The sequence below is a fragment of the Staphylococcus sp. LKG3-1 genome, from assembly GCF_048568385.1.
Classification (GTDB): Bacteria; Bacillota; Bacilli; order Staphylococcales; family Staphylococcaceae; genus Staphylococcus; species Staphylococcus saprophyticus.
This window is the reverse complement of record NZ_CP183796.1, coordinates 399,291-424,318: the sequence shown is the minus strand read 5'-3', so window position 1 is coordinate 424,318 and position 25,028 is coordinate 399,291. Positions and strand designations below refer to the sequence as shown.

21 protein-coding genes and 1 pseudogene are annotated in these 25,028 nt (G+C 32.9%); 1 reads left to right on the top strand and 21 read right to left on the bottom strand.

Annotated features, from left to right (window positions below):
- The 6 genes from ACM595_RS02015 to hflX form a co-directional block, all read right to left on the bottom strand.
- Positions 1-867, bottom strand: a complete 867-nt coding sequence (locus ACM595_RS02015; RefSeq protein WP_069821949.1) for an ABC transporter ATP-binding protein — start codon at positions 865-867, stop codon at positions 1-3.
- Between the two features lie 235 nt (positions 868-1,102).
- Complete coding sequence (locus ACM595_RS02010; RefSeq protein WP_002483408.1) at positions 1,103-1,300, bottom strand: hypothetical protein; 198 nt, start codon at positions 1,298-1,300, stop codon at positions 1,103-1,105.
- Positions 1,301-1,939: 639 nt separating this feature from the next.
- Positions 1,940-3,280: a type I glutamate--ammonia ligase gene (glnA, locus tag ACM595_RS02005; protein WP_270908650.1), complete on the bottom strand. Its 1,341-nt coding sequence runs from the start codon at positions 3,278-3,280 to the stop codon at positions 1,940-1,942.
- Positions 3,281-3,300: 20 nt separating this feature from the next.
- Complete coding sequence (locus ACM595_RS02000) at positions 3,301-3,669, bottom strand: MerR family transcriptional regulator (protein WP_037538495.1); 369 nt, start codon at positions 3,667-3,669, stop codon at positions 3,301-3,303.
- Between the two features lie 259 nt (positions 3,670-3,928).
- Positions 3,929-5,167 (bottom strand): aminotransferase class I/II-fold pyridoxal phosphate-dependent enzyme, encoded by a 1,239-nt coding sequence (locus ACM595_RS01995; RefSeq protein ID WP_011303221.1) that lies wholly within the window; start codon positions 5,165-5,167, stop codon positions 3,929-3,931.
- Positions 5,168-5,182: 15 nt separating this feature from the next.
- Entirely contained in the window at positions 5,183-6,418 is a 1,236-nt protein-coding gene (hflX, locus tag ACM595_RS01990) for a GTPase HflX (protein WP_047503666.1), read from the bottom strand.
- 101 nt (positions 6,419-6,519) lie between these two features.
- Between hflX and ACM595_RS01985 the strand changes: the two genes are divergently transcribed.
- Positions 6,520-6,996 carry a glutathione peroxidase gene (locus tag ACM595_RS01985; RefSeq protein WP_370874426.1) on the top strand — a complete coding sequence of 159 codons (477 nt, stop codon included), beginning with the start codon at positions 6,520-6,522 and terminating at the stop codon, positions 6,994-6,996.
- 154 nt (positions 6,997-7,150) lie between these two features.
- On the opposite strand, the gene hfq is transcribed toward ACM595_RS01985, so the two are convergent.
- The 15 genes and pseudogenes from hfq to ACM595_RS01910 form a co-directional block, all read right to left on the bottom strand.
- The gene (hfq, locus tag ACM595_RS01980) at positions 7,151-7,375 is read right to left on the bottom strand and encodes an RNA chaperone Hfq (protein ID WP_002483414.1); all 225 of its coding nucleotides are present in this window, start codon (positions 7,373-7,375) and stop codon (positions 7,151-7,153) included.
- Position 7,376: 1 nt separating this feature from the next.
- On the bottom strand, positions 7,377-8,333 hold the full coding sequence (miaA, locus tag ACM595_RS01975; RefSeq protein WP_037538505.1) for a tRNA (adenosine(37)-N6)-dimethylallyltransferase MiaA: 957 nt from the start codon (positions 8,331-8,333) through the stop codon (positions 7,377-7,379).
- Positions 8,334-8,354: 21 nt separating this feature from the next.
- Complete coding sequence (locus ACM595_RS01970; protein ID WP_037538506.1) at positions 8,355-9,281, bottom strand: alpha/beta hydrolase; 927 nt, start codon at positions 9,279-9,281, stop codon at positions 8,355-8,357.
- A gap of 242 nt (positions 9,282-9,523) precedes the next feature.
- Positions 9,524-11,197: a glycerol-3-phosphate dehydrogenase/oxidase gene (locus tag ACM595_RS01965; RefSeq protein ID WP_002483417.1), complete on the bottom strand. Its 1,674-nt coding sequence runs from the start codon at positions 11,195-11,197 to the stop codon at positions 9,524-9,526.
- A 146-nt stretch (positions 11,198-11,343) separates the two neighbouring features.
- Positions 11,344-12,846, bottom strand: a complete 1,503-nt coding sequence (gene glpK / locus ACM595_RS01960; protein ID WP_419744426.1) for a glycerol kinase GlpK — start codon at positions 12,844-12,846, stop codon at positions 11,344-11,346.
- A 177-nt stretch (positions 12,847-13,023) separates the two neighbouring features.
- Positions 13,024-13,842: an MIP/aquaporin family protein gene (locus ACM595_RS01955; protein ID WP_002483419.1), complete on the bottom strand. Its 819-nt coding sequence runs from the start codon at positions 13,840-13,842 to the stop codon at positions 13,024-13,026.
- Between the two features lie 171 nt (positions 13,843-14,013).
- Positions 14,014-15,048 carry a S66 family peptidase gene (locus ACM595_RS01950; protein WP_419744425.1) on the bottom strand — a complete coding sequence of 345 codons (1,035 nt, stop codon included), beginning with the start codon at positions 15,046-15,048 and terminating at the stop codon, positions 14,014-14,016.
- Positions 15,049-15,252: 204 nt separating this feature from the next.
- A complete protein-coding gene (locus tag ACM595_RS01945; RefSeq protein ID WP_002483421.1) occupies positions 15,253-15,786 on the bottom strand; it encodes a glycerol-3-phosphate responsive antiterminator in 534 nt (177 codons plus the stop codon).
- Positions 15,787-15,797: 11 nt separating this feature from the next.
- On the bottom strand, positions 15,798-17,765 hold the full coding sequence (gene mutL, locus ACM595_RS01940; RefSeq protein ID WP_002483422.1) for a DNA mismatch repair endonuclease MutL: 1,968 nt from the start codon (positions 17,763-17,765) through the stop codon (positions 15,798-15,800).
- A gap of 305 nt (positions 17,766-18,070) precedes the next feature.
- Positions 18,071-20,441, bottom strand: a pseudogene (gene mutS / locus ACM595_RS01935) (DNA mismatch repair protein MutS); the annotation flags it as partial.
- Positions 20,442-20,909: 468 nt separating this feature from the next.
- Positions 20,910-21,398: an energy coupling factor transporter S component ThiW gene (gene thiW, locus ACM595_RS01930; protein ID WP_002483424.1), complete on the bottom strand. Its 489-nt coding sequence runs from the start codon at positions 21,396-21,398 to the stop codon at positions 20,910-20,912.
- A 39-nt stretch (positions 21,399-21,437) separates the two neighbouring features.
- Positions 21,438-21,788 (bottom strand): RicAFT regulatory complex protein RicA family protein, encoded by a 351-nt coding sequence (locus tag ACM595_RS01925; protein WP_002483425.1) that lies wholly within the window; start codon positions 21,786-21,788, stop codon positions 21,438-21,440.
- The gene (miaB, locus tag ACM595_RS01920; RefSeq protein ID WP_002483426.1) at positions 21,788-23,329 is read right to left on the bottom strand and encodes a tRNA (N6-isopentenyl adenosine(37)-C2)-methylthiotransferase MiaB; all 1,542 of its coding nucleotides are present in this window, start codon (positions 23,327-23,329) and stop codon (positions 21,788-21,790) included. The genes ACM595_RS01925 and miaB overlap by 1 nt, the downstream gene beginning before the upstream one ends.
- 794 nt (positions 23,330-24,123) lie before the next feature.
- The gene (locus tag ACM595_RS01915; RefSeq protein WP_002483427.1) at positions 24,124-24,420 is read right to left on the bottom strand and encodes a thiamine-binding protein; all 297 of its coding nucleotides are present in this window, start codon (positions 24,418-24,420) and stop codon (positions 24,124-24,126) included.
- Positions 24,421-24,636: 216 nt separating this feature from the next.
- The gene (locus ACM595_RS01910; RefSeq protein WP_002483428.1) at positions 24,637-25,020 is read right to left on the bottom strand and encodes an RrF2 family transcriptional regulator; all 384 of its coding nucleotides are present in this window, start codon (positions 25,018-25,020) and stop codon (positions 24,637-24,639) included.
- Positions 25,021-25,028 lie beyond the last annotated feature (8 nt).

Genomic DNA, 25,028 nt, shown 5'->3' with positions numbered 1-25,028 from the left:
CTACTTCACCTCTTCTTTATTAAATACGGTTTCTAACAGACTTGCTTTATTGATCTCTATTTCATTCAAATCGACATGTATCGAAATGAGATATTCAATGATCATTTGTACATCTGTCGTAGTTATCCGTATTTTATGATTCTCTAATGTATATTCGAAGTGCTTACTAGATAAATTCGTTTCAACTTTGTCTTGGTATTTGCTTGGTAAACTAATGATTGATGTATGTTGACGTGTTCTTATCGTTTCCGGATTGTCATTTAAAATCACACGTCCTTTTTCCAAAACAATTACTCGGTCAGCCATACGCTCTACTTCTTCTATATAATGAGAGGTGTAAAATATCGTTACCCCGTCGTCCTTCAGCTTCGTTACAACTTCCCAAAAATGGCCACGCATTTGTACATCCATGGCACTCGTCGGTTCATCTAAAATTATACATTGGGGTTTACCTATAAGTGCGAGTGCAAAATCAAGAATCCGCTTTTGCCCACCCGATAATTTATTAGCATATTGATTTAATTGACTTTCATTAAAAAGTGTAATTTCACTAAACTCTTTTAAAGTAATGGCATCCGTATATAAATGAGCAAACAGTTGGTAAAGTTCCTTTACTTTTATTAAATCTGGAAAATTTGTTTTTTGAAACATAATCCCTAAATTCTTAGAATCCAATAATTGTGCCGTATCTAGTATTTCGCCTTTATTTGCATGTCGATCACCTATAATCATGTCTATAAGCGTAGATTTACCAGCGCCATTCGGTCCTATTAATGCAGTACAATGACCTTCATTTATATCAAACGTCACATCATCAACGACTTTTACTCGTTTATAAGTTTTAGTTAAATGTTTTATTTTAATCATTTTATACACTCCTTTCATTTTCTACTTTAAGTATGACGAATCTAATAGAAAGGCAGTAGTGAATATTGTCATAAATTACATATGACAAATGTCATTAAGTAAAATGAATATCATGAAATTATAAAGTTTACATAATATTATTATAGTTGTTTATATATTAGCTTTGGCACAAAAAAATACTGCGCAGAAAGAAATTAATCTTTCTACGCAGTATTTTCAATTAATGATATGCCATTTAAATATCTTTTGTAAATGTTAAAAATGCATGAAATTCTTGCTCGTTAGCTGAAAATGTACGTTCTTCAACTTCACGTACAGTAGAATTTAATAATTTATAACCAGATATTTCGTCTGTTTTTAAATAGTTATTAATTTCTTTTTCTAAATCATCTAGTGAAAGTGCTTTTAATGTTACTAATTTTACTTCTTGCATGATTCCATCCCCTTATGATAAGTAAATTTTATTAAGTATATTATACTATGGGTTTATATTGCACACAAATTTTAAAGGTAATTAGTCAATCTTCTTCCCATTAATAAGTCAAAGTTGACTGATAAATTCGCTTGTTCTACAATTAAAGTTCACTAAACATGAGTGAGGTGATTATCTTCTTTAAGTCAAAAGAAGTGCGTGCGTTTATTATATACTTTTTAGTAAGTCTTACATTAATCGTCTTATATTTAATACCATTTTCGCACGCAATATTTGGTTAAGCATTAGTTTCATCACTAATGTTTAAAGATAAAATGGCTCGTTAACTTTTACGAGTGCATTCTATCTTTTTTATTAAATCTGATAAATCTAATATAGCTTGAATATCTCAAATATTTGATCATTTTTTATTATTCTTATTGATACATACAAATTGGTAACACACTGTGTGTATCGGTTAATTACATGCTTTAAAAAGCGATACAGTTTTATGATTATTTTATTTTTATGACCATCTATAACTCGCTAAAGGTATAGTTGGTTATTTTTAATGAGTGGGCGCAAAAAAGCAACCCAATCTATTCATAAAGAATAAATGGATTGCTTATATACCTAGTGTTTAACCCCTTTGTTTAGCACCTAGTATTGCTTGATGTATTGTTCTCTTTCCCATTCAGAAACTTGAGTTCTGTAGTAATCCCACTCAATTGATTTAGAGTTAATAAATTGGTGATAGATGTGATTACCAAGTGCTTGTTTGATTGGTTCGTTGTCTCTCATTGCTTTAATTGCAGTATATAAAGTTGAAGGTAAATCTTGTATACCAACCGCTTCACGTTCTTCACGGTTCATTTCATAGATATTTTGATTCACTGGTTCTGGTACTTCAAGTTTATTTTTAATACCATCTAAGCCAGCTTGTAATATTGCTGCTAATGCTAAGTAAGGATTGGCAGCCGGGTCTACTGAACGCACCTCAACACGTGTTGATAGTCCACGAGATGATGGCACACGAATTAATGGTGAACGGTTCTTACCACTCCATGCAATATAACACGGTGCTTCATAGCCAGGAACAAGACGTTTATATGAGTTAACTAATGGATTACATACGCCTGTAAATCCACGTGCATTTTTTAAGATACCTGCTACGAAATGGAAAGCATCTTTAGTCATTTGCATATCACCATTTGGATCAAAGAACGCATTCTCTTTACCTTTGAATAATGACATATTAAAATGCATACCGCTTCCGTTAACGCCAAATAATGGTTTTGGCATAAATGTTGCATGTAAGTTATGTTGACGCGCAATTGTTTTAACTACAAGCTTAAATGTTTGAATATTATCACATGCTGTAATTGCATCTGCATATTTGAAATCAATTTCATGTTGTCCAGGTGCAACTTCATGGTGACTCGCTTCAATATCAAAGCCCATATCTTCTAATTCTAATACAATATCACGACGACAATTTTCACCTAAATCCGTTGGTGCAAGGTCAAAGTAACCACCATCATCATTTAATTCTAATGTTGGCTCTCCTTTTTCATCTAATTTGAATAAGAAGAATTCTGGTTCAGGTCCTAAGTTCAATTCAGAAAAACCTAATTCTCTCATATCATTTAAGACACGTTTTAAGTTTGCACGTGGATCCCCTTCAAATGGTGTACCATCTGTTTTGTAAATATCACAAATAAGTCGTGCAACTTTTCCTTGACCAGCAGTCCATGGGAAAATAACCCAAGTATCTAAATCTGGATATAAGTACATATCAGATTCTTCAATACGTACGAACCCTTCAATTGAAGATCCGTCAAACATCATTTCGTTATCTAATACTTTCTCTAATTGACTTACTGGTACTTCAACGTTTTTAATAACGCCTAATATATCTGTAAATTGTAGTCGTAAGTATCTTACATTTTCCTCTTTAGCAAACTTATGAATATCTTCTTTTGTAAATGAACGTTTTGGCATAATATATGTCCCCCGTATTTTTATTTAATAAAACGTGATAAGTCACCACGATTTATTGGAATTGCTTCTTGCTGTGGTTTCTGTGTAGCTTCAACTATCATTTGTTTTCTTGTCTCTTGTTCATCATCAGTAAGGTGATCTTGTTCATCATTAATAATTTGTTTAATACCTTTAATATTGAACCCTTTTTCAATTAACTTCTTAATTTCAAGTAAGCGTTCTAAATCATTTAATGAAAAAAGTCTTTTGTTTCCTTCTGATCGTTGTGGCTTAACGAGTTCATGTGTTTCATAATAACGAATTTGCCTAGCAGACAATTCACTTAATTTTGTTACAACACTCATAGGGAAAACGGGCATACTTCGTCGTAATGTATCATTTGACTTCAATCCGATCACCTCTACTTTTGAACTTGTAATAAATTTAGCATAATAATCAGATTAATTCAAAGATATGTAAGGTTTTCTAACATTAAGTTCTCATCCCTTGATATGACTACTTTCATCTGTTAATTCGTCGTCTTAAATCTATAATTTTTAGAAAATTCCTTAAATTTATTCAAAAAAATCCATATATGGGATTATAAATTAAAATAGCATGTATATACTATCTCTTTTTACAAAACATATATGGAAGTTCATTCAAAAATCAAATCAATTGTTGTGATTTTAGATTTCTCGCTGCTCTTGAGACAGCTAATTTTACGTGTTCATATGTTAATCCGCCTTGAACATAGGCTTCAAATGGCGGTCTAATTGGCCCATCAGCAGAAAGTTCAATAGAAGATCCTTGTACAAATGTCCCTGCCGCCATGATTACATCGTCTTCATATCCTGGCATATAAGCTGGCTCAGGACTGAAATGTGCATTAATGGGAGAGGCTTGCTGTATACTTTGACAAAACTGAATCATTTGTTCTTTATTCTCAAAAGAAACCGTTTGAATTAAATCTGTTCGCGCTTCATCGTATCTTGGACTTGTTCGCATATCCATCTTCTCTAGAAGAAGACTTGTAAATAAAGCCCCTTTCAAACTTTGACTAACAACATGTGGTGCCAAAAAGAACCCTTGATACATTTCTTGTAACGAATTGAGTGATGCACCTGCTTCTTTACCTATACCAGGCGCAGTTAGACGATAACCACAACGTGCAATTAAATCTTTTTTTCCTGCAATATAACCGCCGATTTTTGCTAAACCGCCACCTGGATTTTTAATTAATGAGCCTGCAATTAAATCCGCTCCACATTCAATAGGTTCACGTTCTTCTACAAATTCACCATAGCAATTATCGACAAAAATAATGATTTCTGGATATTGCGCCTTAATTTGTTGTATGGCCTTTTCGATTAAATTTAAATTGATAGAAGGACGTTGGTCATAGCCTTTGGAACGTTGGATAGCGATGACTTTTGTTCGACTATGAATTTGTTGCATTACCGTTTCTATATCTATATCACCATGTTTCAAATCCACTTTATTATATTGGACGCCATGTTCTTTAAGACTTTCAATACCATTGCCATTGATACCAATGACCTCTAATAAAGTATCATAAGGATTGCCAGTGATATATAATAACTCATCACCATGTTTCAAAGTACTTTGCAGCGCAATCGTGATTGCATGTGTACCAGAGATGATTTGAGGTCTAACTAAAGCATCTTCTGCTTTAAACGTGTGTGCATAAATTTCTTCAAGATGATCTCTACCAAAATCATCATACCCGTAACCTGTCGTCCCTTGTAAATCACTTTCAGTAGCTTTCACTTCATGAAACGCATTAAGTACTTTTTCCTGATTAACAAAGGCGGTTTCTTCTATTGCTTTAAAATATGGCGCTAATGTAGCCTCTGTGTCCGCAATCAGTTGTTTCATCTCTTCCATTTTCATAACTTCCTTCTATTCTTTTTTGTATCCTTTAACTTGATAATTAGCATTTATCTCGTCAAATACTAATTCTGATATCAGCGTATGTTGTTTTAAAAAGTATAAGCGATCTGCATTTGCACTCGGTACACTTTCTTCATAATAAGTAAGCACTTGTTTAATTTGATTAAATAACAATGATTTTACTTTCTCTATATCTTTTTCATCTTTACTAGAAACAAATACATGAGGTTTGTTTGTAGCTGGTAATGAGCCATCATGCAAATCTTTCTTGTTAAAAATGATGGCCTGAGGTATTTGTCCCATATCTAAATCATTTACAATTTGATTAACGGTATCATATTGCGCGCGATATTCAGGATGACTACTATCGACAACATGTAATAATAAATCTGCATTTTTTGCTTCTTCTAAAGTTGATTTAAAAGCCGCTATAAGCGTTGTTGGTAGTTTTTGAATAAATCCTACTGTATCTGAAATGATGAGATTAAAGCCGTCGTTTATCTGTATCTGTCTCGTTTTGGGATCAAGTGTGGCGAAAAGCAGTTTTTTTTCATAAGTAGATTCCTTTGCTAATGCATTAAACCAAGACGATTTCCCAGCATTAGTATAACCTACCAATGCTACTTGAAATACATGATTTTGTTCTCTTTTATTACGATAGCGTTCACGGTGTTCTACTACCGTTTCTAATTGGTGTTTAATCTCATTCATTCTCGTTCTGATGTGTCTACGGTCCATTTCTAATTTCGTTTCACCAGGACCTCTTGTTCCGATGCCGCCACCTAGTCGAGACAAACTTCGGCCATGACCCTGCAATCTGGGCATAAGATAATCTAATTGCGCTAATTCTACTTGTAGTTTACCTTCTTTACTACGTGCGCGTAGAGCAAATATTTCTAATATAAGCTGCGTTCTATCAATTATTTTGACGTTTAAATTACCATTTAAAGTTTTGGATTGTGCAGTTGTAAGCTCATCATTGGCTACAACAACGTCTATGTCATGAAATTCAACATATGCTTTAATTTCATCCAATTTACCTTTACCAACATAAAATTTATTGTCTACGTTAGTTCTATTTTGGCTAAACTGTGCTTTTACGTTTAATTGGCATGTCTGAGATAAAGACGCTAATTCTTCCATTGTTGACTCAAAGTTAAAGTCTTCATCCGTTTGAGCATGCACTCCAACTAATATTGCTGTTTCTAAACTCTGTTCCGTTGTATATGTTTGTTGTTGGGTCATAACATGCACCTCTTTTCAAAGTATTCTTTGCCATTCTATCATAGTGCCAAAATAAAGACTATAAACTTAAATTATGTTAAATTAATAAAAAGAGGTGAAGTATTATGACTATTTACGACATAGAAGTGCAAAAACCAAATGGAGATGCTTATAAATTAGATGCTTATAAAAACAAAGTGATGTTAATTGTAAACACGGCTAGTGAATGTGGATTTACACCACAATTTGAAGGGCTACAAGCATTATATGATAAGTATAAAGAGCAAGATTTCATCATTTTAGGATTCCCTTGTAATCAATTTGGTGGCCAAGAACCTGGTACAGGTGAGGAAGCTACTCAAAACTGTAAAATCAATTACGGTGTTTCTTTCCCAATGCATGAAAAAATTGATGTTAAAGGTGAACAACAACATCCTCTATTTAAATTTTTAACTGAAGCTCAAAATGGATTTTTCAATGAAAAAATAAAATGGAATTTCACTAAATTTTTAGTGGATAAAAATGGCGATGTGGTTCAACGTTTTTCACCACAGAAAAAACCAAGTCAATTGGAATCAGAAATTGAAGCATTACTATAACTGAAAATACAATTTTATATATGATATTAAAAAGCATTGTCGTATCCTTACTTAAACACGGCAATGCTTTTTTATACAAAAAACCGAGGTTGAAACATTTATTTGTTCCAACCTCGGTTTTACTTAAGTATTTTTCATAATTTTTAAATGTAAATTAACTTTCTTCAGTTGTGGCTGCTTCGTCAATAGTGAAGGTACTTATGGCGTGCTTATAAATAAGGTGTTGTTTTCCTTGAGATAATAAACATACGATGTATTTATCGTAATCTTCAATCGTACCTTTCATTTGAAAACCATTCACTAAAAATACAATTATTTTTGTTTGATCAGCCTTAAATTGTCCTAGGAATTTGTCTTGGATGTTTTCTGTTGTATTCATTTTATGTTCTCCTTTTCTGTATTTGGACTGAAACTTCATCTAACATTAGTGAAAGTGACATTTTCTCTCTATCTAACCACAAGACGTCTAATTTGTTCTTAAACCAAGTCATTTGTCGTTTAGCATAATTTCTAGAATGTTGCTTTAATTTATTAGTTGCCTCATCTAGACTAATTTGTCCGTTAATAACGGGTACAATCTCTTTATAGCCAATTGCTTGCATACTTTGACTTGTTTCATAACCATTTTCAACGAGTTGTTTCACTTCACTTAATAATCCACGTTCCAACATTATATCAACACGTGTATTAATTCTTTGATATAATATGTCACGCGACATTTCTATCCCTAATAATAATGTATCATAATTTTCTGTAAATTGTTGTACTTTCTTACGTGAACTCAAAAGTTTTTTTGTTTTTAAATAATATTGTATAGCACGTCTAACTCTTTTTCGATTATTGGGATGAATATCTTGCGCAGAAATTTCATCAAACGATGCCAAATACTGATGTAATTCATCATTTGATAGTTGATCAAGTTCCGCTAGCTGCGTTTCTACACTTTCGCTATGCGCTTCTGAAATAGTTTCATCTTCGAAGGCATAATCATAAATAAGTGATTGTATGTATAAACCTGTGCCACCTACAATGATTGGCACACGGCCTCTATGAGTAATTTCTTTGATTAATTTTTGTGCTCTGTTTTTGAATTCATAAGCCGAAAAAGGTTCATCGGGTTCTAATATGTCTATCATATGATGTGGTATGCCAGACATCTCATCAAGTGTTATTTTTGCTGTGCCGATGTCCATATTTTTATAAACTTGCATTGAATCTCCACTGATAATTTCACCGTTATATTTTTTGGCTAATTCAATACTAAATTCAGTCTTACCTACTGCAGTTGGTCCAACAAGAACAACTATAAAGGGCTTGTCGTTTTCCACGTGTATCATCTCTCTTTATTTATTTGCTATTTACTTTTTCTTTTTTAAAATTTGTTTTTCTATCCATTCATACATATGATGCCATGTTTCAACATAGCCTTTTTCAAAAAGTACTTCATGTCTTTTATTTTTATACAGTTGTACTGTGATATGTTTAATACCTGCTTTTTTATATAATCTACCCAGTTTCCTAATCCCTTTACCATAGTCTCCTAGAGGATCATCTTTACCTGAAATTAACAATACAGGAAGATTGGCGTTCATTTGTTTTATATTTTTCATTCGACTTGTTGATACCATTTGTTTCATAACTTGATAAATCAACTGATTTGAGACTAAAAATCCTGTATATGGATCTTTTATAAATTGTTCTACTTCATTCGCATCACTAGAGAGCCAGTCACTTGCCGTTTTTTGGTTATTAATGTTTTTATTAAACGATTTATACATTATTTTGTTTAACCAATCTAATCTACGATGTTTTCCTAACACCAATGTAATTATTTTTAGTAATGTACAAATGGAAATGCTCAAAAAGGTTGGATATTGCGTTGTTCCGGTTAATATCATACCTTGAGCTGCATCTGGATATCTTTGAGCGAATATACGTCCCACAATTGATCCCATTGAATGTCCTATAATAATATATGGGATATGTTGATAATGTGAACACACCGTTTCAGCAATTTCATATGCATCTTCCGCAACTTGAGACAGGTCATCAATTTGTCCACGTTCATCTTCATTTATATCTTTGCCATGGCCCCGATGATTATGTCGTAACACATCATAACCTTGTTGGTTTAATGATTTCACAAGCTGATCATATCGATCCATATGCTCTGCCATTCCATGAAGTATATGCACGACACCGATAGTTGTTTTTTTAGCTTTATTCAATTTAACTTCTATCATTGTGCCATCTGCAACTGTAATTTTAAATTCATTTTTACTCATGTTATAGGCCTCCCATACTTTACGACTTATATTTTTGTATATTATACAATATACCTTCAAATGAGCATGTTATCAAATAGTACGCAATCAGCTCAGTATGTACAAACATTGTTTTAATAAAAGTATTTTCAAATTTTAATCATGCTTTAAATTACCATTTTGGGTTAAAAAAAACAGCTGCCAACCTCGCAAAGTTAGCAGCTATTTCTATTTAAATTATATTATTGAAAAAGTACTTTAAATTATTCTTTTACTGCTGGTTGATGATTACCAGTTTGTGCTTCATCAATTGCAATTTGTAATTCTTTTGTATAAGCTTCTTTTTCAATATTTGTGTATCCTAATAAGCCAGCCATGACATCAATAACTTGTTCTTTATAATTTAAGACGTCATCAATTTTGAAGTATAGTTTACCTGTACGACGAATAAAGAAGTCTGTTGGACGATATACCATTTCGTTTTGGATTGAATAAACTAATTCAGTATAAATGTCTAAAGGTAAACCAGTTTCTTGATATTGTGCTGTTTGTGCAATCTTGAATAGTTCTTCAGCATTTGAACCGTATTTTGAAGCAAAGTGACGTGCAGTTGACTCATCAATTTGATAAGATTTTGCTTCTTCAACTTTTTGTTCAATAAACTTATCGAAGTTCGCACTACCACCAACATCTCCTCCTGAGATAGTTAAGTGTTTCGTCGCACATTTATCAAATTTAAGACCGAATTCTGATTTCAAGCGTTTAGATAGTAAATCCACAATTTCAAGTGCCATATGACGATAACCAGTTAATTTACCACCGGCAATTGTTAATAAACCAGATTTTCCTTCCCATACTTCATCTTTACGTGAAATTTCAGATGGATCTTTACCTTCTTCTAAGATTAACGGTCTGACACCTGCCCATGAAGATTCAATATCTTCATCAGCTACATTTACATCTGGGAACATATAATTAATAGCATCGATGAGATAGTCTCTATCTTCTTGGTTAGCTAATGGTGAAGTTTTATTGTTGTCATAGAACGTATCAGTCGTACCAACATATGCTTTACCTTCACGAGGAATAGCGAAAATCATACGTCCATCTTTTTCAGTATCGAAATAAACTGCTTGACCTAATGGGAATTTAGATTGATCAATAACAATGTGAACACCTTTTGTTAAACGTAATTGTTTATTGTTACGTGCATAGTCTCCACTGCGAACTTCATCTACCCATGGGCCACTTGCATTAATGACTTTTTTAGCTTTGATTGGATACGTTTCATTATTGATTTGATCTTCAACTTGTATACCGTTGACTTTTTCATTTGAATCATAAGTGAAATGTACTGATTTTGTATGATTAATAACTTTCGCACCTTTTTCTTCTGCACGTTTCATAACTTCAATAGTTAGACGCGCGTCATCTGTACGATATTCAACATAAGAACCGCCACCTTTTAGACCAGCTTTTTTAACTAATGGTTCTTTTTCTAATGTTTCTTTAGCATTTAACATTGTTTTACGTTCAGCTTTCTTAACACCTGCTAATCTATCATACATTGCTAATCCAATAGAAGTAGTGAATTTGCCCATTGAACCGCCTTTATGCATTGGTAAAAGCATACGTTCTGGTGTAGTAACATGCGGTCCATTTTCATAAACAATCGCACGTTCACGACCAGTTTCAGCTACCACTCCAACTTGAAGTTGTTTTAAGTAACGTAACCCACCATGTACCAATTTCGTAGAACGTGAGCTTGTTCCTTGTGCAAAGTCTTGCATTTCAACAAGTGCAACTTTCATACCTCTTTCACTTGCATCTAAAGCAATACCAGCACCAGTGATACCTCCGCCAATGATAACGACATCAAATTCTTGATCTTTTAAATCTTTTTTTATTTGTTCTCTTTTCAACGTTGATAAACTCATAATAAACAAGCGCCTCCTAAAGTATTAAAAAAAGAGAGATTAATCCCATACATATATAATTGTACGAATTGAATCTCTCATTTCTCATCTCGATATTATTAACTTACCCGTATTGTAGCATATATAACAATATTAAGTCTAATTTTTTACTCATCTTCTAATTTAAATACTTGTGTTGCTTCTACAGCTTTCTTCCAACCTTTATAAAATCTTTCTCTATCTTTTTCAATCATATCTGGTTGGAATTCTTTTTCTAAGTTCCAACGATTAGCAATTTCATCTTTACTATCCCAGAAACCTACAGCTAAACCTGCTAAGTACGCTGCACCTAATGCTGTTGTTTCATTAATTTCTGGACGCTCAACACCTACGTCTAATAAATCAGCTTGGAATTGCATAATAAAATTATTTTTTACCGCGCCACCATCAACACGTAAATTATTTACTTTGATGCCAGAATCTTTTTCCATTGCTTCTAATACATCACGTGTTTGGTAACAAAGTGATTCCAATGTTGCACGGATGAAATGCTCTTTTTCTGTACCGCGTGTTAATCCAAAGATTGCACCACGTGCATCTGCGTCCCAGTATGGTGTACCAAGACCTACAAATGCAGGCACGACATATACACCCTCTGTTGATTCAATACGTTCAGCATAATTTTCAGATTGTGGCGCTGAATTAATCATTCTTAATCCATCTCTTAGCCATTGAATTGCAGAACCTGAAACAAATATTGAACCTTCTAAAGCATAATTCACTTTACCGTCCAAACCATAAGCAATCGTAGTTAATAAACCACTCTTAGATGAAACAGCTTCTTCACCTGTATTCATCAACATGAATCCACCCGTACCGTAAGTATTTTTTACATCTCCACGGTCGAAACAAGCTTGTCCGAATAATGCTGCTTGTTGGTCGCCAGCAATACCTGAAATTGGTACTTCTTCACCAAAGAAATGATAATCAATTGTGTGTGCATAAACTTCACTTGATGCTTTGACTTCAGGTAACATTGTATTAGGAATTTCTAAAATATCTAATAATTCTTGATCCCATTCTAAATCATAAATATTATAAATTAATGTACGACTTGCATTTGTATAATCTGTAATATGCGCTTGTCCACCTGATAATTTCCAAACAAGCCATGAATCAATCGTACCAAATAATAAATCACCGTTATCAGCTTTTTCTCTTGCACCTTCCACATTATCTAAAATCCATTTCACTTTTGTACCTGCAAAATAAGGATCTAAAAGCAAACCAGTTTTATTGCGGAATTTATCTTCAAGGCCTTGTTCTTTTAAGTCTTGACAAATACCTTGTGTTTGACGAGATTGCCATACAATTGCATGATATATAGGACGTGACGTATGTTTATCCCACACAACTGTTGTTTCACGTTGGTTTGTGATACCAATACTAGCAATTTGTTCTGCTCCTACATTGCTTTCATTTAATACTTCTGCCATAACAGCTAAAACAGATGTCCAAATTTCATTAGCATCATGTTCTACCCAACCAGATTTTGAAAAGAATTGTTTGAATTCACGTTGTGCGACACCTTTAATTTTACCTTCTTTATCAAAAAGAATTGCTCTTGAACTTGTTGTTCCTTGGTCAATTGATAAAATATATTTTTCCATAATTAAAATCTCCCTCTTATCTCGTTTATCGCGGCTATATATATGTAACTCGTTTTTACACGTTATTATACACATTGCCATATATTCATTTTTACAAACATTAATCTAAATCATAAATTGTTATAATATAAAGCCTACTTATAGTTTAACTTATAAACAGGACTGTTTAAAACTTAATCAATATACAGATTCGATACCTTTTGCACTTTTAGCTTTATTTAACACTACACCAAGCGCAATAGTAACAATTAGTAATACAATCGCTACAACTGACATTGTATCAAACGCGCCTTTATAGAATAATCTATAAATGACTGCACCAATCATTCCTCCAGTAATTGGGCCTAAAACTGGCACAATCGCATAGCTCCAATTAGATTTCCCTTTCCCAGCAATTGGTAATATCGCATGTGCAATACGAGGTCCTAAATCACGCGCGGGATTAATGGCATAGCCAGTTGGTCCACCTAAACTTAAACCAATCGCTACAATTAAACCGCCAACGATTAATGGATTTAATCCATCAGCAATTTTATTCATCCCAATAAATAGTAATCCTAAAGTAAGTGTAGCAGTACCAATGATTTCACTTAAAAAGTTGGCAAAATAATTTTTAATTGCTGGTGCTGTAGAGAATACACCTAATTTTGCGCCTTGATCTTCTGTTTGTTTCCAATGTGCTAAATACATTAACCAAACTAAAACACCACCGAAAATACCGCCGAGCATTTGACAAACGATATAGCCTGGTACCATACTCCAACTTAACGCGCCGTCCATAGCAAACGCTAATGTAACTGCGGGATTTAAATGCGCTCCGGAAATATTTCCAACCGCATATACACCCATTGAAACTGCAAGCCCCCAACCTAATGCAATAACAATCCAATCTGCACCGTTACCGGCACTTTTTTTCAAATTGACGTTGGCACAAACGCCACCCCCAAATAATACTAGTATTGCTGTTCCCAAAAATTCAGCAAAATACACACTCATAGAGACTCCTCCTAAAAAAAGATAGAGAGATTCCTACAATTATAGCCAGTTGCGAACCACCGGTTTAATTACTGTAGAAATCTCCCATCTCTGTTCTATTTATTAACTTGTGTTCATCTTACACCGATTTTGTAAGCGTTGTCAATCTTTTTGTAAAAATCTTGTCACATTTCAAGTGATATTGACAGCATTTTCCTTGATTTTAAATTGTTTTTTATTACAATCTATTTTTGCTTGTAAACCATACGGTAGCATGTGCTTAGGCTCATTATGACCAAAAGACATGTTGTATAATACTGGTATATTCGTGTAATTGTATTGTTTCAATACATCTAATATTTTTTCTTTATAAGCTGTGTAATACACATTATCAAATGGTTTACCTATAATCATTCCATTGCACTGTTTTAATGCATCTTGTTGAATTAATTGGACCAACATCGCTTCAAATGCTTGAGGATCTGGTGTATCTTCAGATGTTTCTAAAAATATAATAGCATCTTCAAAATCTGTCTTATTTGGAAATAAGTCCGTGTTTTTTAAACTAGTCAATGTTTCCAAATTCCCACCAATTAAGTGTCCTTGTTGAATACCATATCCTTGAATCAACTCATAACCTTGTTGTTGTATCGTTTGTCTAGCAATCATTTTATTTTCTATATGCCACGCTAATCCAAATGGTCTAATATACTTTGCTGAAAGAATCTCACCTATTATATTAGTATTAAACCAAAATTTCTCTATATCTCGAACCGTATAATCGTCCATAGCAATATTTTCTGCAAAATCTGTCAGTAATGCAGGCCCATAAAAACTGACAACACCCATTTTATAAAACATCATATGAACCGTGGTTGAATCAGAATAGCCCGAAAAAATTTTTGGGTGCTCCCGTAGTGCTTCTAGATTCACAAATGGCAATATTTTAATAGCATCATCACCACCAATACAGCTGATAATACCCTTTATTGTGGGATCTTTAACGGCATTATTAAAATCTTCAGCCCGCGCTTCGGGATGTTGGCTAATATAAGTTCTTCCTTTTAAAGCATTTGGCATTACCTTCACATTTAAACCAAATACATATTTCAATCGATTAATACCTTGATACGTACGCCATAACATGTCAGTTTCACCAGCTAGTCCTGATGATAAAGAAACAATTGCTACCGTATCGCCACGCTTTAATTGTTTTGGTTTAATCATCAAATCACCCCTTAACACAATCTAATAAAATTTCACTAATCATAACATATATATTGAATCCTTTAACAATATCAGAAAAAAAGGCTAGCGCTAACAGAGTATCGCTAATATCTTTGTCAAATAGCAATATTATCTCTGTGTTTGGCTAGCCTAGCTTTTATCTTAAATTTTGTTTAAATAGAATTGATGTTTTCTTCATGATGGTTACCATAAATGGCGATCACTTGTCGTTATATATTTAGCACCATTTTTAACTGCGATATCAACTTCTTCTACCGTATTGATTAATCCACCTGCAATTACAGACGTGTTCGTTTCCTCGTTGATAATTTGTATTGCTTTAGTTGCAACTCCCGGTAATACTTCAACATAGTCTGGTTCTACACGTTTGATTAATTCAATACTTCTACGTAATGCATGACTATCTAATACAAAAACACGGAACACAGTCGTCGTATTCAATGCTTTGGCTTTGTTGATCACTTTAGTCTTAGTAGAGACAATACCTTTAGGATGATAATTTTGAATAATATATTCACAGGCAAATTCATCGTGACTCATGCCCTTAATTAAATCAATATGCATATATGTTTCAATGTGATGCTTATTTAATAAATCCATTATACTTTTAATATGACCAATATGTGTATCGAGCAATACGCATTCTTTATAATCTGTTTGCGTCATTTTTTCTAAATCTTTCATTGATCTAATTGCTGGTAAAATATATGGTTTCATCCACTTACCTCCTAGATAGTTCTTTTGAACAATCTTTCTAATTCGTAGTTTGAGAAATTAATAATAATTGGTCTACCATGTGGACAAGTAAAAGGATCTTCAGTTTCTCTCAATTGGTTGACTAGATCTGCCATTTCATTATTTTTTAAATAGTGATTTGCTTTAATTGATTTTTTGCAACTCATCATTATGGCAGCGTCTTCTCGAATTTTTTTTACATTTACTTTCTTATGCTCTAAAACATATTCAATCATATCTTTTATAATTTCTTCTGCTTCAGCTGTGGGAAACCAAACCGGATAACTATCTACAATATAGTCATTACCCCCAAATGGTTCAAGATGAACGCCTACTTTATCTAACTCTTCTTTGTGCTGATTAATAATCATTAATTCATCAGTTGAAAAGTGGAAAGTTAACGGAATTAACAAATTTTGAATTTCATTCGTCACTTCACCAATTTTCTCTCTAAAATATTCATATTTAATACGTTCTTGTGCCGCATGTTGATCAATCATATACATACCATTTTCATTTTGAGCGATAATGTATGTGCCATGAACTTGTCCGACCACTTCCATATAAGGCACACGACATGAAGGGTCTTTACTGACACTTCCTTTAATATCAGAATCTGAGTGATTGCTTATATCTGAATCAAAATCAGCTTCATTTATAAATTCAGATTGTTTTTCATTTTCTAAATCATATAAAACAGATTTTTGCGTTTGGGTATAGTCATCATCACTATTAGGCGATGTAGAAACTGATGTGGTGTTTTCCTCTTTCAGTATATAATCTGTAGGTTCGTAATGAGTTTGACTGGAATGATATGCTTTGTCGTCATTCTTTTCATCTTCATCATGGCTATTTACAGGTTGTGAATGATTCTCTTGTTGTTGTTTCTTTTCAAAATCTAATTTCTGTTGCTCAAATTGATCCAACACTTTATTCTTTTTGGTAATTTTATCCATATCATTTTGCGGAATTAAAATACGATCTTTAAAAGCTTCACGTATTTTTTCAACTATTAAATTAAATAATTGATCCTCTTTGGACAGTCTTACTTCTAATTTAGTCGGATGAACGTTGACATCAACTAGAATTGGATCCATCTCAATATTGATATAGCATATTGGGTAACGACCTATCATGAGCAAGGTGTGATAACCTTCTAAAATGGCTTTATTTAACAAGAAATTTTTAATATATCTCCCATTGATAAAAATCGATATATAATGTTTGTTACTACGTGAATGTTCTGGTTTTGCAACAAAACCTTCTAAATGGTAATCGCTCGTGTCACCAGAAATATGCACTAAATCTTTTGCCACTTTCATACCATAAATTTCTGACATTACTTCATTTGTACGGCCCGAACCATTTGTTTTCATAATCGTTTTGCCATCTGATATTAATGAAATACGAATATCTGGATGACTCATTGCCATACGATTAACAATATCTGTAATTTTGCCTAATTCCGTATACAAACTCTTAATATATTTCAAACGCGCTGGCGTATTATAGAATAACGATTCTACTAAGATATCTGTACCACGTTTCGCTTTAGCAGGTTTTTGATCTAATATTTCACCATTTTCCACATAAATCTGTTGTCCTTCTTCATTATCTGTACATGTACTTAATGTAACCTTTGCTACTGAAGAGATACTTGCTAAAGCTTCACCTCGGAAACCGAGTGTACGTATATGGAATAAGTCATCATCTGCATCCAATTTACTCGTAGCATGTCTGTGGAAGACGAGGCCTAAATCGTCTATGTGGATACCTGTGCCATTATCCACAACTCGTATAGATGCTACGCCGGATTGTTCAACTTCTATATTGATTTCAGTCGCTTGGGCATCAATCGCATTTTCTAACAATTCCTTCACTACTGATCCAGGTCGTTCTACAACTTCGCCAGCAGCAATTTTATTCGCTAAGGATGTCTGTAGTTCTTTAATTTTACCCATATGACTTCACCTCTATTTCAATTGTTTTTGTAATTCACTTAGTTTTACTAATGCTTCAATTGGCGTCATATTTGATAAATTTAATGTTTTAATTTCATTTTCTATTTCACTTTGTTTTGCAGGTGAATCAAATAAATCAAAGGCAGCTTGCTCAAATTGTCCATCACTTTTTGCATGTTGTGTTGCAGCTGACTGTTCATTATCAACATAATACGTAGCTTTTGTTTCTGTCACTTCATCACTTGAAGCATTTAGATTTTTATCAGTAGGGATATCAACATGATTCATGGTATTCTTATTGTTTGTTTGATTATTCGATTGTTCAAATGCATCCAATATCACTTGCGCTCGGTTAATCACTTCCTCTGGTAAATGCGCTAATTTAGCTACTTGTATACCGTAACTATCATCTACGGCGCCATCTTTAACTTTGTGTAAGAAAATCAATTCACCATTGTATTCATTTGCAGCAACATGCACATTTTTCAAACATGCCAATGATTGATCTAGCGTAGTTAATTCATGATAATGTGTTGAGAATAAAGTCTTAGCATGCGACGTATGTGCGACATATTCAATCATTGCTTGAGCTAAAGCCAAACCATCGTATGTCGATGTACCCCTACCGATTTCATCAAATATGATTAAACTGTGTTCTGTAGCATGTGCAAGTGCTTTTTGAGCTTCTAACATTTCTACCATGAAAGTACTTTTCCCAGAAACTAAATCATCCGCTGCACCTATTCTAGTGAAAATCTGGTCAAACACAGGTAATATTGCCGATTCACACGGTACATAAGCACCCATTTGAGCCATGATACTAATAATTGCGACTTGTCTCATATATGTTGATTTACCCGACATATTAGGGCCAGTAATTAAATATATAAACGTTTCCTTATCTAATTCACAATCGTTAGGCACATAATCATTATGATCCATAACCCGTTCTACAACTGGGTGTCGTGAATTAACAAGTTCTAATGTCTTATCTTCACTAAAAGTCGGGCGAGCATAATTATATTTTTGAGCTATTTCAGCAAAACTCTGCAGGCAATCCAGTTCAGAGATTACTTTTGCTTGTTTTTGTAATCTTTCCGTATATGCTTTAATTTGTTCTCTAAGTTGCACAAACAATTGATATTCTAATTCAATAGCTTTATCTTCTGCACCTAAAATGATATCTTCTTTCTCTTTTAATTCATCGGTAATGAAACGTTCTGCATTTGAAAGTGTTTGCTTTCTATGATATCCAAATTCAGTGGGATCAAACCCTTGTAAATTAGCTCTAGTAATTTCTATGAAATAACCAAAAACCTTATTAAAACTAATTTTTAATGACTTAATTCCAGTTCGTTGTCTTTCTTTTGTTTGTAATTCTGCTAACCAATTTTTTCCATTTTTTGAAGCTTCTAAATAGCTATCAAGCGTTTCATTAAATCCAGTTTTAAATAAACCGCCTTCTTTAACTGAAATGGGTGGTTCTTCTTTTAAACTTTCTTCTAATAAATTAAGCAAATCATCTAGTGGTTCTAACGCCTCAAACTGTGCTGTCATTTGTTCATCAAAAGCTTGTAAGAGATTTTTTATATTGGGTATTTCTGAAATAGAATGTTTTAGCTGAATTAAATCACGTGCGTTAACATTGCCGTAACTCACACGACCAACTAGACGTTCAATATCATACACTTGATTTAAATAGCCTCTCAATGTATCTCTCTCAATAAAATGATTGATAAATTGATCTACTGTATCAAGACGTGATTCAATTTGCTTTTTTTGAATAAGCGGTCTATCGATCCATTGTTTTAAACGTCTGGCACCCATAGGTGTTTTCGTTTCATCCATTAGCCAAAGTAACGTTCCTTTTTTTGATTTTAAACGTATACTTTCTGTTAATTCAAGATTACGTTTTGCGTAAAAGTCCATTTTCATAAAGTCTACTGCTTCATATGTAATCACAGATTCAATATGAGAAAGATCTCTTTTTTGCGTATGATAAATATAATCTAATAATAATTGTGTTACGTGATATAAATGGCTATCATTCGTTGTATTAACATCATATTTTACATCAGAAATATCTGGAAGCACCGTGATAGTCTCTGTCGTTAGACTAATTTGTCGTTTTAGCGATTCACCAATGGCTTCTTTAACAACAATCTCATTTGGATTTATTGTCGTAATTTCATTAATTAAAGTTGCTTCATCTTCAAAATGAGTTACTTTTAATTCACCTGTTGAAACATCACAATAACTCAATGCATACATTGATGCACTTTGAATAAAACTCAGAATATAATTGTTTTGTTTTTCATCTACACCGCCTTGATCCATTACTGTACCAGGGGTGACAATACGAACAACTTCACGTCGAACCATGCCTTTAGTTTGTCTAGGGTCTTCCATTTGTTCACAAATGGCTACTTTATAACCGTTACTTATTAATGTCTCAATGTAGCCATTAGCTGAATGATATGGCACACCACACATTGGAATCGGGTCTTCTTTTTTTGCATCACGTTTTGTCAAAGTAATTTCTAGTACTCTCGATGCTACTTTAGCATCTTCAAAAAACATTTCATAGAAGTCACCCAATCTAAAAAACAATAGGCAATCTTGATATTGTGATTTTATTTTTAAATATTGCTGCATCATTGGGGTTTGGTTTGTCATAAATATATTTCACAATCCTTTTATTTTTCTTATTTTCACTTAGTTCATTGATTTAGTCATAGAAAGTAAGTTTTGTCTTTTTGCATCTCATCCTACATTGATTATAAGAGATGTACTTACATCTAATATCATTTTACTATCTCGTTATATTGTTTGAAATTTGTTTTAATAACCACACGATTTTCAGCTTTTCTAGCTAATTTAACTCTTAAATTTTAACATAAGTTTTCAATTTACGCCTGTTTATTAAATTTAAACATTTCTCATCATATTAAAAATTCAATGGGAGCGGGACAGAAATCAAATTTTCTAATAGAGATTTCATAATCCAACTCCCATATATAACAAAAGAGATTAAGACACTTTATTTTATCTTTAAGTAATAAATGACCTTAACGATTACAAGTTAACTTCATAAATTTACTTATTGATTAAAATAATATGTCTCAATCTCATAATAATAGTGTTTTATAAGTAGCGTTTTAAAATGCCTTTTCGCTTCAATATCATTAAAATGATATAACTAATAATTGCCCCAATTACACTTGAAACAATAAAAGCGAGCATTAATGGTTTAATTGCAAGATTTGAAAAACCAAGGACCCAAGCAAGTGGTATACACATGATGCTACCGATAATTCCAGTGCCAATCACTTCTCCCACAGCTGCCATAAATAGGTGCTTTCTATAATAATAAAAACCACTAGCGAGTAATACACCAATCATACTACCTGGAAAGGCAAAGAAACTACCGGTACCAAAAATCATGCGCAAGATTGATGAAATGAAAGCTTGAGCAAGTCCAAACCAAGGACCTACAAATACAGCGCAAAGTACGTTAATTAAATGCTGCATAGGTGCTGCTTTTATAGGACCTAGTGGAATCACAATTATACTGCTTAACACAACATTTATAGCAATAAAAATTGCTGTTAATGTTAACTTTTTAGTCTTCATAGTGTTCAAACCCTTTCCATAAGTGCAATAAAAAATTGCTTATTCTTGGTGTTTATTTAATCTATCGGACATTGTGTGAATCATCATTTGTAATAAATCATTGGCTTCTGCTTGTGATTCTCTAAATTCTTCTACAATTGGCAGTATATTGATATCTTCTTCTATGTCTTGAATCTTTTCTTCCGAGGCCTGTAACGCATGTATTTTACCGTAATTTTGCAAATTGACCGATTGCTTTTGATTTTTCTTTAATTCTTTCATTCGTTGTTCTAAATTTTCATTATGATGAATTTGTGATTCTACTTTATGATATTCTTTGACAGTATCTAGAGATTTAATACGTTCACTCAAACGTTCTGCTTCAGCTAAAATATCATCTTTTTCATACATTATTGTGTCACCACCGTTTTATCATTCACACTGATAAACGTGCCATTAAGTGAAAATTGTTTAGCTTCGTCAATATATACATTAACTATTTTTCCAATCATTGATTTAGGAGCTTTAAAATTCACTAATTTATTTTTTGAGGTATAACCAGATAAGACCGTATCATCTTTTTTACTTACACCTTCACATAATACTTGAACTGTTTGTCCTTCATATTGTTGCATTGCACGTTCAGAATAATACGCAACTTTTTTATTTAATTGCTGTAATCTATCTTTTTTTACATCCAATGGCACATTATCATTCATCTTAGCTGCAGGGGTGCCATCTCTTTGTGAGTATATATACGTATATGCGTGTTCAAACTCAACTTCGTCGTATAATGTTAAAGTTTCCTCAAACTGTTCATCTGTTTCATTTGGATAACCAACTATAATATCAGTTGTAAGTGCAACATTAGGAATATGTGTCTTAATTCTGTTAACGAGATCTAAATAACTTTCACGTGTATATTTACGTCCCATAATCTTAAGCACTGCATTATTACCAGATTGTACAGGAAGATGGACATGTGGCACAATATTTCCACCATTTGCAATGACTTCAATCATTCTGTCTGTGAAATCCCATGGATGACTCGTCGTAAATCTTACTCTCGGAATATCAATTTTTGAAATGTCTTCTAATAAATCTCCTAAACCATATGCTAAGCCATCAATATCTTTACCATAAGCATTAACATTTTGACCTAATAATGTGATTTCCTTATAGCCTTGGCGCGCTAAATCACGGACTTCATCTATGATATCTTCTGGTCGTCTGCTTCGCTCTTTACCTCTAGTAAAAGGCACTATACAGTATGTACAGAATTTGTCACAACCGTACATAATATTAACCCACGCTTTGATATTACCTTCTCTTACTTTAGGAAGATTTTCAATGACGTCTCCTTCTTTAGACCATACTTCAACAACCATTGCTTTTGAAAGATAAGCTTCTTCCAAAATTTCAGGTAAACGATGAATATTATGTGTTCCAAATATCATATCAACATTTTGATAAGATTTTAATATTTTATTGACCACAGACTCTTCCTGTGACATACAACCACATACACCAATGACCGTTTCAGGTTTTTCTTTTTTCAAATGTTTTAAATTACCTATTTCACTAAATACTTTATTCTCAGCGTTTTCTCGAATCGCACATGTATTAATTAATATAACATCTGCATGATTAATATCTTCCGTTGGTGTATAACCCAATGCTCCAAGTATGCCTGCCATGACTTCTGTATCATGCGCATTCATTTGACAACCATATGTTTTAATCAAAAATGTTTTGCCTTGTCCCATGTTTCGGTACTTTTCATCTATTTGAAAATCGTCATTATAATTAACTTCCTCTTTACCACGTTTTCGTGCTTCTTTTAAACTCGGGGGCTGATACACGTGTTCAAAATACTTGCTATAATCTTTAGTCTTTTTTTCACGTTCTGCTAAGATATCAATAGAAGTACTTTTTCTTTGTTCTTCATTCACTCTACAAAATCCTTTCTATATCATAAAAACTAAGAACAAGTAATTCAAAAGATTTCGCATCATTTTGTTTAACAACCTCGTAGTTCTAAGTTCTATAACTTTATCCATAATCATTATTACATTATATTAAATTTGAACACAAAGTGCAAAAAGACTTGTAAATAATTAAAGTCAACTTTTTTTGCAGTTAACCTTTATAAACAACTTTCATCATTCAATAAATGTGGCCGCGCTCAAAAATATAATCAAAAGTAGCTATGTCAGTATGAAATCAATGACTTTCAGCAATTAAAGTTTATAGATTAAGCAATACGAAGAAAATAAATTGAGCAGCTCTAGCTTGGCTTACAAGTGCCAGAGCACTTGCATAAGTACCACTATCTCAATAAATTGAGAAGTATCAGCTTGGGTTTACAAGTGCCTTTGCACTTGCATAAGTACCACTATCTCAATAAATTGAGAAGTATCAGCTTGGGCTTACAAGTGCCAGAGCACTTGCATAAGTACCACTATCTCAATAAATTGAGAAGTATCAGCTTGGGTTTACAAGTGCCTTTGCACTTGCATAAGAACCACTAACTCAATAAATTGAGAAGTATCAGCTTGGGCTTACAAGTGCCAGAGCACTTGCATAAGTACCACTATCTCAATAAATTGAGAAGTATCAGCTTGGGTTTACAAGTGCCTTTGCACTTGCATAAGAACCACTAACTCAATAAATTGAGAAGTGGTTCTAAAAAAAAGTTTATTTATAAAATAAATCTGGCGCATACATAAATCTATATTTGAACTTTTTAAAGTTCATCATACTTTCCAGTCAGTGTCTCAATCGTTATCCCCTCAGGTACATGATAAAATTTAACCTGACTTATAATACTAGGAATTTCTAGTTCAACCATGCGATCATTTAATTTTTGAATTAATATTAAACATTCATTCATTTCACCTTGTACTGTTGTTTCTAATGGACCTACTCGGTACGTTAAACCTGCGTCATCTATTACTTTAATCGCTTCATCAACATATGGAATTACGTCTTCTCCGTTAGCAGTTTTAGGAATAATCTGAATACTCATTAATGTATCATTCATACTACGTCAACCCCTTAATTACTTTATTTACTTTATATTTTAGCAAATTAAACATAATACGCACAGTTATTCGCGTGTTACTTTATTCAAAAACAAAATGAAAACTAATGTACAACAATGCAATTATCATTTCATCATGTGTACTCATGATGTACAGCTTTATAATCATCCAATATCTAAATTACTCGTACAAAAAAACTAAAGAACCTCAATTATTTATATGAGATCCTTTAGCTTTTTTTGTTTCAAACTGCCTATGAGCGCTTGCTCCGCTTCAATCATTAACTTATTAATTGGACAACTATCACCATGATTAAAACTATCTTCAAACAAGCTTTGTTTACCATCAATTGTTGTAATCACTTCATAGATTGTTACATCTTGCCACTTTAAACTTAATTGGTATCCACCTTTAGCACCGCTACTCGCTGAAATAACACCAACTTTAACTAATCTTGTTAAAATTTTTGACAAGTAAGTTGTAGAAATACCTAATGCTTTAGCAAGATCTTGTACCGGAATTCGTTGAACATCACCATTATTTTTAATCATAAATAATAACGCGTGTAACGCATAATTGGTCGCTTTAGAATATTTCATTTATCATC